Genomic DNA, 14,011 nt, shown 5'->3' on the forward strand with positions numbered 1-14,011 from the left:
CGTCACCGTTCTGTCATCTGATCCCTTCAGGCTAACACCATCCCGCAGCGTCTTATCACTGCGTTCCCACTCTGTAACCCGTGAGGATTTCATCGTGATGGAGTTATCCAGACATCCGACCACTGTTTATCAGGCTGTTGCCGCACAACTGGAGCAGGCGCTGAAAGAGCGCTACCGCTGCGGCGACTATCTTCCTTCCGAGCAGCAGCTGGCCGATCACTACGAGGTCAACCGCCACACGCTGCGCCGGGCTGTCGATGAGCTGGTGCACAAAGGGCTGCTGCAGCGCCGTCACGGTGTTGGCATCCTGGTATTGATGCGTCCTTATGACTATCCGCTGCATGCCCAGGCGCGCTTCAGTCAGAACCTGATGGAGCAGGGGAGTCACCCGACCAGCGAACGGCTGCTGGCGGTACTGCGTCCGGCCAGCAACGACGTCGCCAATGCGCTGGGCGTGAAAGAGGGCGACAACGTCATTCATCTGCGCACCCTGCGCCGCGCCAATGGCGTGCCGCTCTGCCTGATTAATCATTTCCTCGCCGACCTCAGCTGGTGGCCGCAGCTTCAGCAATTTAACAGCGGCTCGTTGCACGACTTCTTAGTGGAACACACCGGCAAACAGCTGGTGCGCACTCAGACGCGTATCAGCACCCGCCGGGCGCAGGCCAAAGAGTGCCGGCAGCTCGACATCGCCCTGCATGCGCCGCTGCTCTGCGTGCGGACGCTCAACAAAACCAGTGATGGCGCGGTGGCGGAATACTCCGTCAGCCTGACGCGCGGCGACATGATCGAACTGACTCTGGAGCACTAATGGAACAGCAAACAGATCGCCAGCGCTGGCTGTCGGTACTGGCGCACAGCAGCGCCGCCTTGCTTGAAGCGCACTGGCAGGGGCTTAGCCTCCAGCCCGAATTCACCCTGGTCCGTCCGGCAGAGATTGGGCTGGCGCGACTCCAGGCGCGGATGGGCGCTACCGGCAAACGCTTTGTCATGGGCGATGCCACGGTGACACGTGCGGTGGTGCAACTGAGCGACGGTACCCTGGGTTACAGCTATCTGCTGGGGCGCGACAAAGCCCACGCTGAACGCTGCGCCCTGCTGGATGCGCTGTTGCAGCAGCCGGAAACACGGCCGTTGCTGGAAGAGAAGATTATTACCCCGCTGGCGGCGTGGCGCGAGGAGCAGCGACAGCTGCGCGCCCGTGAAATCGCCAGCAGCAAAGTGGATTTCTTTACGCTGGTTCGCGGAGATAACTGATGACTTTACTGGCAAGTTTTAACCATCCGGTCGCGGATGCGCAGCGTGCGTTTCGCCGTATTCTGAAAGCGATGAGCGAGCCGGGCGTGATGGTCTCGCTGCCGCTGCAGCAGGGCTGGGGCGCACTGTCACCGGCGGCCACAGCATTGCTGCTGACGCTGGTCGATCAGGAAAGTCCGGTCTGGCTGGATGCGCAAATTGACAATGAACAGCTGCGTAACAATCTGCGCTTCCATACCGGTGCACCCATTACTTCGCAGCAGGACGCACCGTTCGCCCTGAGCCATGCAACAGCACAGCCCGATCCGACGCAGTTCGCGGCGGGTGACAATATGTCGCCGGAGAAAAGCACCACGCTGATTATCGAAGTGCCGTCGCTGAATGGCGGACTAACGCTGCGTCTCTCCGGCCCTGGCCTGCGGGAAACCCGTGCTATTGCACCACAGCTGCCGGAAAGCGTGCTGGAATATCTGCGCACCCGTCCGCATCCGTTCCCGCAGGGCGTGGATCTGATCTTCACCTGTGGCGAAGCGATCATGGCCGTGCCGCGCACCACCGTTGTGGAGGTGTGCTGATGTATGTCGCGGTGAAAGGGGGCGAAAAAGCCATCTCTAATGCCCATCAGTTACAGGCCGATCTGCGACGGGGCGATCGGGCAGTAGCGGAACTCGGCTGCGATCAGGTGGCGCAGCAGCTGGGGCTGGCGGTGGATCGGGTAATGACCGAAGGCGGAATATACGATCCTGAACTGGCGGCGCTGGCGATTAAGCAGGCCAGTGGCGATCTGGTCGAGGCGATTTTTCTGCTGCGTGCCTATCGCACCACGCTGCCACGTCTGGCAGAGAGCACGCCACTGGCGACCGGTTCGATGCGCATCGAACGCCGCATCTCGGCGGTCTATAAAGACCTGCCGGGCGGCCAGGTGCTGGGGCCAACCTATGACTACAGCCACCGTCTGCTCGACTTCACCCTGCTGGCAAACGGTGAAACGCCTGCCGCGCCGCGTGACGACCGTTCGGTGCCGGATCAGTGTCCGCACATGTTCAGCATGATGAGTGAGGAAGGGCTGGCCACCGCCGAGAGGGATGACGGCAGCGAGCCGGTTGATATCACCCGCGAGCCAATGCGCTTTCCTGCTTCGCGCGCTGCACGGCTGCAACAACTGGTGCGTGGCGATGAAGGTTTTCTGCTGGCGCTGGGCTATTCGACCCAGCGCGGCTATGGCCGTACCCATCCGTTTGCTGGCGAGATCCGCACCGGCTATCTCAGCGTCAGCATCTGTCCCGAAGAGTTGGGCTTTGAGCTGGAGATTGGGGAAGTGCTGCTGACCGAATGTGAAATGGTCAACGGCGTCGCCCACAGTGATGACGCCGCGCCGCAGTTTACCCGTGGCTACGGGCTGGTGTTTGGCCGTGCCGAACGCAAGGCGATGGCGATGGCGCTGGTGGATCGGGCGCTGCAAAGCCGCGAGCAGAATGAGCGCGTGACCAGCCCGGCGCAGGACGAAGAGTTTGTGCTGTCGCACGCCGACAACGTCGAAGCCGCGGGCTTTGTCTCGCATCTCAAGCTGCCGCACTACGTCGATTTCCAGGCAGAACTGGAACTGCTGAAACAGCTGCAGCACGATTATCAGGAGCGCAACCATGGCTGAACTCACCGGCTATAACAATGGCTATCTCGATGAGCAGACCAAACGCACCATCCGTCGCGCCATCCTGAAAGCGGTGGCGATCCCCGGCTATCAGGTGCCGTTCGCCGGACGCGAGATGCCAATGCCTTACGGCTGGGGGACAGGCGGCATCCAGATTACCGCCAGCGTGATTGGCGATCAGGATGTGCTGAAGGTGATCGATCAGGGCGCTGATGACACCACCAATGCGGTGTCAATACGTCAGTTCTTTAAGCGGGTCAGCGGGGCCGCAACCACCGAACGCACCGCCGATGCCACCCTGATCCAGACCCGGCACCGCATCCCGGAAACGCCGCTGGAGGAAGACCAGATCCTGATATTCCAGGTGCCGATTCCTGAGCCGCTGCGTTTTATCGAACCGCGCGAAACCGAGACCCGCACCATGCATGCGCTGGAGGAGTACGGCATCATGCAGGTGAAGCTGTATGAAGATATCGCCCGCTACGGCCATATCGCCACGACCTACGCCTATCCGGTCCGGGTTAACGATCGCTACGTGATGGATCCGTCGCCCATTCCCAAATTCGACAACCCGAAGATGCACATGATGCCTGCGCTGCAGCTGTTTGGGGCCGGGCGTGAAAAGCGCATCTACGCCTTACCGCCTTACACCCGCGTGGAGAGCCTGGACTTCGACGATCACCCCTTCACCGTGCAGCAGTGGGATGAACCCTGCGCGCTGTGCGGATCGCGCCACAGCTACCTCGATGAGGTGGTGATGGACGATCAGGGAACGCGGATGTTTGTCTGCTCCGACACCGACTTTTGCCATCAGCAGCAGGAACAGCAACATGCACAGTGAACAGCCGCTGCTTGCGGTGAACCAGCTCACCCATCTTTATGCGCCGGGCAAAGGGTTTGAGCAGGTCAGTTTTGATCTCTGGCCCGGCGAAGTGCTGGGGATTGTCGGCGAGTCCGGTTCCGGTAAAACCACGCTGCTGCAGAGCCTGTCGGCGCGCCTCACACCGCAGCAGGGCAGCATTCTCTATCAGAATCGCGATCTCTATCAGATGAGTGAAAGCGACCGCCGTCGCCTGCTGCGCACCGAGTGGGGTGTGGTGCATCAGCATCCGATGGACGGGCTGCGTGCGCAGGTCAGCGCGGGCGGCAACATCGGCGAACGGCTGATGGCGACCGGAGAGCGCCACTATGGTGACATCCGCGCCGAGGCGAGCCGCTGGCTGCAGGCGGTGGAGATTGATGCCAGTCGCATCGACGATCTGCCGACCACTTTTTCCGGCGGGATGCAGCAGCGTCTGCAGATTGCCCGCAACCTGGTGACGCAGCCCCAGCTGATGTTTATGGATGAGCCGACCGGCGGGCTGGATGTCTCGGTGCAGGCGCGACTACTGGATCTGCTGCGCACCCTGGTGCGCGAGCTGAATCTGGCGGTGGTGATTGTCACCCACGATCTCGGGGTGGCGCGACTGCTGGCGCATCGCCTGCTGGTGATGAAACAGGGGCGGGTGGTGGAGAGCGGTCTGACAGACCGTGTTCTGGACGATCCTCATCATCCTTACACTCAACTGCTGGTCTCTTCGGTGCTCAATTAAATGACAACACTCACTCCGCGCCTGCGGGTAGAAAATCTGTGTAAAACCTTTGTGCTGCACAACCAGAACGGCGCGGCGCTGCCGGTGCTGCACAACGCCAGCCTGACGGTGGGCGAGGGCGAATGCGTGGTACTGCACGGTCATTCCGGCAGTGGCAAATCCACGCTGCTGCGCGCGCTTTACGGCAACTATCAGCCCGACAGCGGTCATATACGGGTTGCACATCAGGGTGAATGGATCGACATGGCGCAGGCATCAGCGCGCCAGATTATCGCCCTGCGTCGCGACACGCTGGGCTGGGTCAGCCAGTTTCTGCGGGTGATCCCACGCGTGCCGACGCTGGAGATTGTGATGCAGCCGCTGCTGGAGCGCGGCGTTGATCGCGAATTCTGCGAAGCGCGGGCCGCCGAACTGCTCAGCCGGCTGAATGTGCCGCAGCGTCTCTGGTCGCTCGCCCCGTCTACCTTTTCTGGCGGTGAGCAGCAGCGCGTGAATATCGCACGCGGCTTTATCGCCGATTATCCGGTGCTGCTGCTGGATGAACCCACTGCCTCGCTCGACAACGTCAACAGTGAGGCGGTGGTGAGCTTAATTGAACAGGCGCGCGCACGTGGTGCCGCCATCGTCGGTATTTTTCACGATCGGGCGGTGCGCGAGCGGGTCGCCGACCGGCTGCACCTGATGCACCCGATCGACACAGGAGTGCAGGCATGATCATCAATAACGTCAGACTGGTGCTGGAAAACGAAGTGGTCAGCGGGTCACTGGAGTTCCGCGATGAGCGCATCAGCAGCTTCAGCGAAACCACCAGCCAGCAGCCCGGTGCGCTGGATGGTGAAGGTGCCTGGCTGCTGCCAGGTCTGGTGGAACTGCACACCGATAACCTCGACAAGTTTTTCACCCCGCGCCCGAAAGTGGACTGGCCCGCACACTCGGCGATGAGCAGCCACGATGCGCTGATGGTTTCCAGCGGCATTACCACGGTGCTGGACGCGATAGGCGTCGGGGATGTGCGCGACGGCGGGCACCGGCTGGATAACCTCAGCAAGATGATCGACGCCATCCGCGACAGCAACCGCAAGGGACTGAACCGGGCTGAGCATCTGCTGCATCTGCGCTGTGAACTGCCGCATCCTACCACTGCGCCGCTGTTTGAAGCGCTGATGGGCACGCCTGAGCTGGCGCTGGTATCGCTGATGGACCATTCGCCGGGCCAGCGTCAGTACGCGTCGCTGACCAAATATCGCGAATATTATCAGGGTAAATATCAGCTTAATGACGCCGAGATGGATCAGTTCGAGCATGACCAGCTCACCCTTGCGGCAGCGTGGTCGCAGCCCAATCGTCAGGCGATTGCGGGACTGTGCCGGGAACATGGCATCGCCATTGCCAGCCATGATGACGCCACCGCCGCGCATGTGGAAGAGTCCCATGCGGCAGGCAGCCGCATTGCGGAGTTTCCGACCACGCTGGAAGCGGCACGTGCCTCACGCTATCGCAACATGCAGGTGCTGATGGGTGCGCCCAACATCGTGCGCGGCGGCTCGCACTCCGGCAACGTCGCCGCCTGGGAACTGGCGTCACACGGCCTGCTGAACATTCTGTCGTCCGATTACTACCCGGCCAGCCTGCTGGATGCCGCGTTCCGGCTGGCGGATGACGAGCGCAACAGCCTGGGCATGGCGCAGGCCATCGCGCTGGTGACCTGTAATCCGGCCCGCGCATTAGGATTGGAGGATCGCGGTGTCATCGCGGAAGGTTGCCGCGCCGACCTGGTGCTGGCGCACACCGCACACGGCTACCCGCACGTGCGGCACGTCTGGAGCAAAGGCCGGCAGGTGTACTGATGGCGCGGCTGATCTGGCTCACCGGTCCCTCCGGCTCCGGCAAGGATAGCCTGCTGGATGCGCTGCGGGAGGCACCGCCGCCCAAACTGTTGATCGCCCATCGCTACATCACCCGCGCCGCCGATGCGGGCGGTGAAAACCATGTGGCACTCACCGAGGCGGAGTTTGCCCGCCGCGCCGCGCTCGGTCTGTTTGCCGTGAGCTGGGAAGCGCACGGTTTCCGCTACGGCATTGGCTGTGAGACAGAACAGTGGCTGCTGCGTGGACAGAATGTGGTGGTGAACGGGTCGCGGCTGCATCTGGCTCAGGCACAGGCCCGCTTTGGCTCACAGCTGCTGCCGGTCTGTCTGCAGGTGTCGCCCGCTGTGCTGGCGGCGCGGCTGCGTCAGCGTGGACGGGAAGATGAGGCGGAGATTGCCCGGCGGCTGGCGCGTGCTGCCCAGCCGCAGCCCGACGGCTGTCTGATCCTCAACAACGACGGCGCGCTGGCGGAAACCGTCTGCCAGCTTCGCCAGATACTGGAGGCGCATCAATGACATCGACTTTTCCGGCACGGGCAGTAAGCGCCCGGCAGCGATATACGCGACCAGGAGCGCATCCATGAAACTCACTTTTCTTGGCACTGGCGGTGTGACTGCCGCGCCGCTGCCGGGCTGCGACTGTCACGCCTGTCAGCGGGCGCAGCGTAACAGCACTCATGCACGGGCGCCCTGCAGTGCGCTGATTGAGTTTGGCCACGAACGCATCCTGCTGGATGCCGGTCTGCCGCTGCTGGCATCACGCTTTCCGCCTGGCTCGCTGACCCGCATTCTGTTGACGCATTATCACATGGATCATGTTCAGGGCCTGTTTGCGCTGCGCTGGGGCGTGGGCGCGCCGATTCCGGTCTGGGGACCGCCCGATCCGCGTGGCTGTGACGATCTCTACAAACACCCTGGCCTGCTGGATTTCCGTCCCGCTTTAACCCCTTTTGTGGCGCATGCCTTTGGCGAGCTGCAGGTTACGCCGCTGCCGCTGCAGCATTCAAAGCTGACGCACGGTTATCTGTTTGACTGGCATGACACCCGGCTCGCCTGGCTGTGTGATACCTGCGGACTGCCGCCCGACACCGCCGACTTCCTGCGCGGCCAGCCGCTGGATCAACTGGTGATTGACTGCAACGATCCACCCCGTGCAGAGCCTCGAAATCACAATGATCTGACCCAGGCGCTGGCGATAGCAGAGAGGCTCAAGCCGCGTCAGACCTGGCTCACTCACCTCAGTCATGAGATGGATAACTGGTTAGCCGAAAACCCGTTGCCAGAAGGCGTGCTGCCAGCCCGTGACGGCCAGACTTTGCTGTGCGGCGCGCACTGGCCTGTCACGGTTTGATCATCTGGCTGTCATCTCGTGTTCATCGCGTCACGCCTTAATAACCGGCAGAACGCAATCAGCGATGACGGAGAACACCATGGCACAGGCACTTCTGAAAACGGTGGTCGACAACGATCTGCCACCGGCCAGCCTCAGCGGACAAAAAGTGTTGTCGGTGCAGAAACTGAGTAAAGCCTATGGCGACACGCAGGTGCTGGATCAGGTCAGTTTCGACCTGCACGCCGGTGAGCTGGTGGCGGTGATTGGCCGCTCTGGCGCGGGTAAATCGACACTGCTGCACATGCTCAACGGCACAATTAACGCGACGTCCGGTGCGATTATCAGTCTTCATCAGGGCGAAGCAGATCGTAACGTGGTCACGCTTAACAGCCGCCAGCTGCGCGAATGGCGCAGTCAGTGCGGCATGATCTTTCAGGATTTCTGTCTGGTGCCGCGCCTCGACGTGCTGACCAACGTGCTGCTGGGCCGCCTGAGCCAGACCAGCACGCTGAAATCCTTCTTCAAAATCTTTTCTGACCAGGACCGGGCGCACGCCATCGAACTGCTGCAGTGGATGAACATGCTGCCGCAGGCGCTGCAGCGGGCCGAAAATCTCTCAGGCGGACAGATGCAGCGCGTGGCAATCTGCCGCGCCCTGATGCAGAACCCCAAAATCCTGCTGGCTGATGAGCCGGTGGCCTCACTCGACCCTAAAAATACCAAACGCATCATGGATGTGCTGCGCCAGGTCAGCGAGCAGGGCATCAGCGTGATGGTCAACCTGCACTCGATTGAGCTGGTCAAAAGCTACTGCACCCGGGTCATTGGCATTCAGCGCGGTGTCGTGCTGTTCGACGGCCATCCTTCCCGACTCACCGACAGCCTGTTGCACCAGCTGTACGGCGATGAACTTAACCAAATCCATTAACGTCCACAGCAAGAGAATAATTCCGAATGAAACTGACTTCTTTAGCACTTCTGACCAGTGTCATGGCGTTTGGTGTCAGCGCAGCGGATGCGCCGAAACAGCTTAATCTGGGGATTCTGGGCGGGCAGAACGCCACCCAGCAGATTGGCGATAATCAGTGTGTAAAAACCTTCTTGGATAAAGAGCTGGGTGTGGATACCCAGATGCGCAACGCCTCTGACTATTCCGGCGTGATTCAGGGCCTGCTGGGCGGCAAGATCGATATGGTGCTGAGCATGTCACCGGCTTCGTTTGCGTCGGTCTACATTCAGGACCCGAAAGCAGTGGATGTGGTGGGTATTGTCGTCGATGACAAAGATCAGTCACGTGGCTACCACTCTGTCGTCATCGTTAAAGCGGACAGCCCGTATAAAAAGCTGGAAGACCTGAAAGGCAAATCATTCGGTATGGCCGATCCCGATTCGACGTCCGGCTTCCTGATGCCAAACCAGGCGTTTAAGAAGATGTTCGGCGGCACGGTGGATGACAAATATAACAACTTCTTCTCCAGCGTCACTTTCTCTGGCGGTCATGAGCAGGACATCCTGGGCGTGCTGAATAACCAGTTTGATGGCGCAGTCACCTGGACGTCCCTGGTCGGTGACTACAACAGCGGTTACACCTCTGGCGCCTTTGGCCGATTGATCCGCATGGACCATCCGGACCTGATGAAGCAGATCCGCATCATCTGGCAGTCGCCGCTGATCCCTAACGGCCCGGTGCTGGTCAGCAACAAGCTGCCCGCTGACTTCAAAGCGAAAGTGGTGTCGGCGATTAAAAAACTGGATAAGGACGATCACGCCTGCTTCGTAAAAGCCGTGGGTGGTGAACAGCATATCGGTGAGGCGACGGTCGCTGACTATAAAAACATCATCGATATGAAGCGTGACCTGATGAAAGGCAGCCGCGGCTAAGGCCGACGGTGCCCTGACTTTCCCCGTCGAGGCGGGGAGAGCGGGACGCGGCAACCCCGCCTGCGTCCCGCTGCTTTAGCGCCGGAGATCCTCCTTTGACCGAATTCGAACACTACTACCAACGCATCCGACGCCAGCAGAAACGTGACACGCTGCTCTGGTCACTGCTGCTGGTGGCACTCTATCTGGCGGCGGGCAGGGTGGCAGAATTTAATCTGCTCACCGTCTGGCAGTCGCTGCCGCATTTTTTTGACTATCTGCATGAAATCCTGCCGGTGCTGCATCTGCCGCTGCTGTTTGCCGACGGCAAAACCGAAGGTTCGCTGGCGTACTGGGGCTACCGTCTGCCGATTCAGCTGCCACTGATCTGGGAAACGCTGCAGCTGGCGCTGGCTTCGACGCTGATCGCGGTGGCCATGGCGGCGGTGCTGGCCTTTTTCGCCGCCGACAACACCCAGACGCCGGTCAGCGTGCGGATGACCATTCGTGCCTTTGTCGCCTTTCTGCGCACCATGCCGGAACTGGCGTGGGCAGTGATGTTTGTGATGGCCTTTGGCATTGGGGCGATCCCCGGCTTTCTGGCGCTGGCGCTGCACACCGTGGGCAGCCTGACCAAGCTGTTTTATGAGGCGATTGAGTCGGCATCCGACAAGCCGGTGCGCGGCCTGGCCGCCTGTGGCGCCAGCAAGCTGCAGCGGATGCGCTTCGCCTTCTGGCCACAGGTTAAACCGGTCTTTCTCTCTTACAGCTTTATGCGACTGGAAATTAACTTCCGCTCTTCAACCATCCTCGGGCTGGTTGGCGCGGGCGGCATCGGCCAGGAGCTGATGACCAATATCAAACTGGACCGCTACGATCAGGTCAGTATCACGCTGCTGCTGATTCTGATTGTGGTATCGCTGCTGGATACGCTATCTGGCCAGCTTCGTCGCCGTGTGACAGGAGATCGGACATGATGAGCCACGTACCTAATGTCACGCTAATGAAGCAGCAGCATCGTGAACTCTTTGCCGCGCAGCCGCGCTATCTGCGCCGCATAGGGCTGATGGCGCTGGCGGTGCTGCTCTACTATCTTTTTTTCTTTTCCGTATTTGGCCTGGAATGGTCGCGCCTGCTGATGGGCTGCCAGCAACTTGGACGCTATTTCCTGCGAATGTTTGTCTGGCATGACTTCATGAACTGGCCGTTTGGCTACTATTTTTCGCAGGTCGGGATTACCCTGGGGATTGTGTTCGCCGGGACGCTGACCGCCTCGCTGCTGGCGCTGCCGCTCTCGTTTCTGGCGGCACGCAACGTCATGCACGATCGCGCGGCAAAACCGCTGGCGTTTCTGATGCGCCGTTTATTCGATGTGTTACGCGGCATCGACATGGCGATCTGGGGTCTGATATTCGTGCGTGCGGTCGGCATGGGGCCGCTGGCCGGGGTGCTGGCGATTATCCTGCAGGATGTCGGTCTGCTCGGCAAACTCTACGCCGAAGGGCACGAAGCGGTGGAGCGATCGCCAGGTCGCGGGCTGAGTGCCGTGGGCGCCAACAGTCTGCAGAAACACCGCTTCGGCATCTTCACCCAGTCATTCCCGCAGTTTCTGGCGCTGAGCCTTTACCAGATTGAGTCCAATACCCGCTCGGCAGCGGTGCTGGGCTTTGTCGGCGCGGGTGGTGTCGGTCTGGTCTACGCCGAGAACATGCGCCTGTGGAACTGGGATGTGGTGATGTTCCTGACGCTGATTCTTGTGGTGGTGGTGATGGTCATGGATGTGATCTCCAGCCGCCTGCGCAAGCGCTACATTAGTGGGAAACCGGTGCCGTTGTGGCAGCCTGCTGCGCGCGATTAAGCCGTTCGCTGCGCTGCCAGGCGCGCTGCAGCGCCTGCACCAGCTGTGCCTGCTGCCAGGGTTTCGCCAGCCGTTCACACAGCGGCAGCGTCACCGGCTGGTGGCGCAGATCCTGACCGCTGATAAGCAATGTCGCCAGCTGCGGCCAGTTCTGATGGGCCTGCCGGATCACCTCTGCGCCGTTAATCTCGCCGGGCAGCATCAGGTCGCTGATCAGCAGGTCGATATCCGGAGTCTGGCGCAACAGCGCCAGCGCCTCTTCACCGTCGCCGCACTCCAGCGTCAGATAACCCAGCTGATGCAGATGCTCGCACAGTGTCTGCCGCACCGCCGGTTCATCATCCAGCACCAGCACCAGCCGGTTACTGGCCGCTTCAACATCTGCTGCAAGGTCAGCCTCACCGGGCACAGGCGGTGGCGGGGCGATGACGGCGGCTTCCGCTGCGCGCGGCAACAAGAGACGCACCGTGGTGCCCTGGCCCGGCGCAGTTTCCAGTTCTATCTGTCCGCCTGACTGCCGCACGAAGCCGTAAACCATGGACAGCCCAAGCCCGCTGCCACTGCCGGTCGCTTTGGTGGTGAAGAAAGGCTCGAAAACCTGTTCGCGCACGTCGGCGGACATGCCGCAGCCGTGGTCGATCACCTCAATTGTGACGCGGTCACGTTTTTCTCCCCCCTCCAGACGACGCTGATTCCAGATGCGCAGCCGGATTTCGCCGTTTTGCTGGTGCATGGCATCGCGCGCATTCACTACCAGATTCATCAGCGCATTTTCCAGCTGGCTGGCATCGATCCAGGCGGGCCAGCCGGGGCGCTGGGCATCAATAATCAGCTGCTGTCCCGGCAGCAGCGAGTGCTGAAGCAAGCCCTGCAGGTTATCCACCAGCGTCACCACCGACACTGCGCGCGGATAGAGCGCCTGTTTGCGCGAGAAGGCCAGCAGGCGCTGCGTCAGCTGGGCGGCGCGATCGGCCGCCTGTCGCGCCCGCTCAATGCGGGTGGCGAGGGGGCCGGGCATCAGCTGGCCTTCGGTCAGCGCCAGACTGCCGATAATCACCGCCAGCAGATTGTTAAAGTCGTGCGCCAGCCCGCCGGTCAGCTGACCGACCGCCTTCATCTTCTGGCTGTGCTGGAGCGCTTCTTCCAGGGTTTTACGTGAGGTGCGGTCCAGCACAGTATTGACCATGCCGCGCCGCGGAATCGGACTGAAACGCAGCTCCAGCGTACGGCCATCGGCCAGCCGGATCTCCTGCTGCTCACCGGGATCGTGCAAATCCACCGCCAGCGGGGCCAGCAGCTGCTGATAGTGGACGCCGCGATGGACCTCACGCGGCGCAAGGCCGAGCAGTTCCGCATACTGCGCATTCCACACCACCAGCTGACCATTGTGATCAAACAGAGCAAAGCCGTCGCGCATCGCCAGGAAGGTGGACTCCAGCTGGTTACTCTTCTCTTTCAGCAGCCGTGAGGTGTGGGCCAGCGAGGCGGTATTTCGGGCAAAGACGTTAAAGGCCCGCGCCAGTTCACCCAGTTCGTCACGCCGTTGCAGCCCCGGCACGCTGACGTTCTGTTCGCCCTGCGCCAGACGCGTCATCGCGCCGGCAATCGCTGTCAGGCTCGATCCGAGATTGCGGTAGATGTAGATTCCGGCATAGCCGGTAATCGCCAGCGCCAGCAGCACAAACAGCGCGATAAAGCCGATGATCGAATCAAGTTCGTGGTGAGTGGCCTGGGTACGCGCCTCACTTTGCAGCGCAACCTGCTGCACTGACGCATTGATATCGTCATTCAGCATCGCCACCAGTGCTTTAATCCGGTAGGTGGCATAGGCGATCGCCAGGTCGCTCTGTTCCAGCGCCTCCGCCAGCGGCAGCAGGCGCTGCTGAGTGGCCAGCAGTCGCTGCACGTTCTCGCCCGTGACGCCCGTCAGCGGCACAGTGCGCCACTGCGTCATCACCTGCTGGAGCTGCTCAATGATGGCGATGGGCGAGGGCGTGCGGATGGCGATGGTGATTAGCCGTTCGGTCTGTTCGCGCAATGCGGCATCCGGCAGTGTCCGCTGTTCCCGTTGCACCAGCTGGTCGATGTGACTGAGCAGAATCTGCGCCTGCCACAGATCACTCAGCATGTTGTTGCGCTGCAGATGCCGCTGATGGCCATTCAGCAGCAGGCTATTAATCGTCTGCTCCAGCATCAGGCTGCGGGCGCGGATCCGGGCGATGCGCTCCGGCTGACGGGCCGCCAGCGGTGCGCTGGCCAGCAGGCTCAGCGACTGCTGCAACGCCTGCTGATTCTGTTGCAGCCGCTGGGATTCGCTTTGATACTCCAGTGCCCCGACCACCTGCGACAGCCGCACGGCCGCCGTCGCCACATTGGCAGTATCGCGCGCCAGCGCCAGGCTGCCGTTCATATCTGCCAGCGTCTGCGCCTGTGCCTGTTCCTGAATCGCGCCGGCATGACGAAAGCCGATGATCGCCACCACGCTCACCATCAGCGTAACCGACACCACCAGCAGATTGAACATCAACAGGCGTCCACGCGCCCCGGCCTGCCACGGATAACTGCGCTGCATCCCACGACCTCTTAATCACTG

At 61.3% G+C, this 14,011-nt stretch carries 15 protein-coding genes; 14 read left to right on the forward strand and 1 reads right to left on the reverse strand.

What is annotated here, in order from left to right:
• The first annotated feature begins 97 nt into the window (after positions 1–97).
• The 14 genes from phnF to phnE (LQK91_RS02875) all read left to right on the forward strand — a co-directional run bounded on the left by phnF (position 98) and on the right by phnE (LQK91_RS02875) (position 11,418).
• Entirely contained in the window at positions 98–811 is a 714-nt protein-coding gene (gene phnF / locus LQK91_RS02810) for a phosphonate metabolism transcriptional regulator PhnF (RefSeq protein WP_003852432.1), read from the forward strand.
• Positions 811–1,257, forward strand: a complete 447-nt coding sequence (gene phnG / locus LQK91_RS02815; protein WP_105099034.1) for a phosphonate C-P lyase system protein PhnG — start codon at positions 811–813, stop codon at positions 1,255–1,257. The genes phnF and phnG overlap by 1 nt, the downstream gene beginning before the upstream one ends.
• Positions 1,257–1,832 (forward strand): phosphonate C-P lyase system protein PhnH, encoded by a 576-nt coding sequence (gene phnH, locus LQK91_RS02820; RefSeq protein ID WP_003852437.1) that lies wholly within the window; start codon positions 1,257–1,259, stop codon positions 1,830–1,832. Before phnG ends, phnH begins: the two co-directional genes overlap by 1 nt.
• Positions 1,832–2,908 (forward strand): carbon-phosphorus lyase complex subunit PhnI, encoded by a 1,077-nt coding sequence (locus LQK91_RS02825; protein ID WP_003852439.1) that lies wholly within the window; start codon positions 1,832–1,834, stop codon positions 2,906–2,908. Before phnH ends, LQK91_RS02825 begins: the two co-directional genes overlap by 1 nt.
• Complete coding sequence (locus LQK91_RS02830; RefSeq protein ID WP_008926903.1) at positions 2,901–3,749, forward strand: alpha-D-ribose 1-methylphosphonate 5-phosphate C-P-lyase PhnJ; 849 nt, start codon at positions 2,901–2,903, stop codon at positions 3,747–3,749. Before LQK91_RS02825 ends, LQK91_RS02830 begins: the two co-directional genes overlap by 8 nt.
• Positions 3,739–4,500 (forward strand): phosphonate C-P lyase system protein PhnK, encoded by a 762-nt coding sequence (gene phnK / locus LQK91_RS02835; protein ID WP_105099035.1) that lies wholly within the window; start codon positions 3,739–3,741, stop codon positions 4,498–4,500. Before LQK91_RS02830 ends, phnK begins: the two co-directional genes overlap by 11 nt.
• Positions 4,501–5,214: a phosphonate C-P lyase system protein PhnL gene (gene phnL / locus LQK91_RS02840; protein ID WP_003852445.1), complete on the forward strand. Its 714-nt coding sequence runs from the start codon at positions 4,501–4,503 to the stop codon at positions 5,212–5,214.
• Positions 5,211–6,347: an alpha-D-ribose 1-methylphosphonate 5-triphosphate diphosphatase gene (gene phnM / locus LQK91_RS02845; RefSeq protein WP_003852448.1), complete on the forward strand. Its 1,137-nt coding sequence runs from the start codon at positions 5,211–5,213 to the stop codon at positions 6,345–6,347. Before phnL ends, phnM begins: the two co-directional genes overlap by 4 nt.
• Positions 6,347–6,883, forward strand: coding sequence for a ribose 1,5-bisphosphokinase (gene phnN / locus LQK91_RS02850; protein ID WP_105099036.1), 537 nt, complete (start codon positions 6,347–6,349; stop codon positions 6,881–6,883). Before phnM ends, phnN begins: the two co-directional genes overlap by 1 nt.
• A gap of 64 nt (positions 6,884–6,947) precedes the next feature.
• Entirely contained in the window at positions 6,948–7,718 is a 771-nt protein-coding gene (gene phnP / locus LQK91_RS02855) for a phosphonate metabolism protein PhnP (protein ID WP_039659940.1), read from the forward strand.
• 79 nt (positions 7,719–7,797) lie between these two features.
• The gene (phnC, locus tag LQK91_RS02860) at positions 7,798–8,628 is read left to right on the forward strand and encodes a phosphonate ABC transporter ATP-binding protein (protein ID WP_003852452.1); all 831 of its coding nucleotides are present in this window, start codon (positions 7,798–7,800) and stop codon (positions 8,626–8,628) included.
• 26 nt (positions 8,629–8,654) lie between these two features.
• Positions 8,655–9,581: a phosphonate ABC transporter substrate-binding protein gene (gene phnD, locus LQK91_RS02865; RefSeq protein WP_003852454.1), complete on the forward strand. Its 927-nt coding sequence runs from the start codon at positions 8,655–8,657 to the stop codon at positions 9,579–9,581.
• Positions 9,582–9,676: 95 nt separating this feature from the next.
• Complete coding sequence (gene phnE / locus LQK91_RS02870; RefSeq protein WP_105099037.1) at positions 9,677–10,537, forward strand: phosphonate ABC transporter, permease protein PhnE; 861 nt, start codon at positions 9,677–9,679, stop codon at positions 10,535–10,537.
• Positions 10,534–11,418, forward strand: a complete 885-nt coding sequence (phnE, locus tag LQK91_RS02875) for a phosphonate ABC transporter, permease protein PhnE (protein ID WP_105099038.1) — start codon at positions 10,534–10,536, stop codon at positions 11,416–11,418. Before phnE (LQK91_RS02870) ends, phnE (LQK91_RS02875) begins: the two co-directional genes overlap by 4 nt.
• On the opposite strand, the gene LQK91_RS02880 is transcribed toward phnE (LQK91_RS02875), so the two are convergent.
• A complete protein-coding gene (locus LQK91_RS02880) occupies positions 11,372–13,990 on the reverse strand; it encodes an ATP-binding protein (protein ID WP_105099039.1) in 2,619 nt (872 codons plus the stop codon). The two genes, phnE (LQK91_RS02875) and LQK91_RS02880, sit on opposite strands and share 47 nt — an antisense overlap.
• Between the last annotated feature and the right edge of the window lie 21 nt (positions 13,991–14,011).

Origin of the sequence: Pantoea sp. MHSD4 (assembly GCF_021043305.1) — a bacterium.
Taxonomy (GTDB): domain Bacteria; phylum Pseudomonadota; class Gammaproteobacteria; order Enterobacterales; family Enterobacteriaceae; genus Pantoea; species Pantoea eucalypti.

Coding starts and splice junctions, on each gene's coding strand:
- LQK91_RS02880 (WP_105099039.1), bottom strand. CDS start 13,990: ATGCAGCGCAGTTATCCGTGGCAGGCCGGGGCGCGTGGACGCCTGTTG.
- LQK91_RS02825 (WP_003852439.1), top strand. CDS start 1,832: ATGTATGTCGCGGTGAAAGGGGGCGAAAAAGCCATCTCTAATGCCCAT.
- phnM (WP_003852448.1), top strand. CDS start 5,211: ATGATCATCAATAACGTCAGACTGGTGCTGGAAAACGAAGTGGTCAGC.
- phnL (WP_003852445.1), top strand. CDS start 4,501: ATGACAACACTCACTCCGCGCCTGCGGGTAGAAAATCTGTGTAAAACC.
- phnH (WP_003852437.1), top strand. CDS start 1,257: ATGACTTTACTGGCAAGTTTTAACCATCCGGTCGCGGATGCGCAGCGT.
- LQK91_RS02830 (WP_008926903.1), top strand. CDS start 2,901: ATGGCTGAACTCACCGGCTATAACAATGGCTATCTCGATGAGCAGACC.
- phnN (WP_105099036.1), top strand. CDS start 6,347: ATGGCGCGGCTGATCTGGCTCACCGGTCCCTCCGGCTCCGGCAAGGAT.
- phnP (WP_039659940.1), top strand. CDS start 6,948: ATGAAACTCACTTTTCTTGGCACTGGCGGTGTGACTGCCGCGCCGCTG.
- phnF (WP_003852432.1), top strand. CDS start 98: ATGGAGTTATCCAGACATCCGACCACTGTTTATCAGGCTGTTGCCGCA.
- phnC (WP_003852452.1), top strand. CDS start 7,798: ATGGCACAGGCACTTCTGAAAACGGTGGTCGACAACGATCTGCCACCG.
- phnE (WP_105099038.1), top strand. CDS start 10,534: ATGATGAGCCACGTACCTAATGTCACGCTAATGAAGCAGCAGCATCGT.
- phnD (WP_003852454.1), top strand. CDS start 8,655: ATGAAACTGACTTCTTTAGCACTTCTGACCAGTGTCATGGCGTTTGGT.
- phnK (WP_105099035.1), top strand. CDS start 3,739: ATGCACAGTGAACAGCCGCTGCTTGCGGTGAACCAGCTCACCCATCTT.
- phnG (WP_105099034.1), top strand. CDS start 811: ATGGAACAGCAAACAGATCGCCAGCGCTGGCTGTCGGTACTGGCGCAC.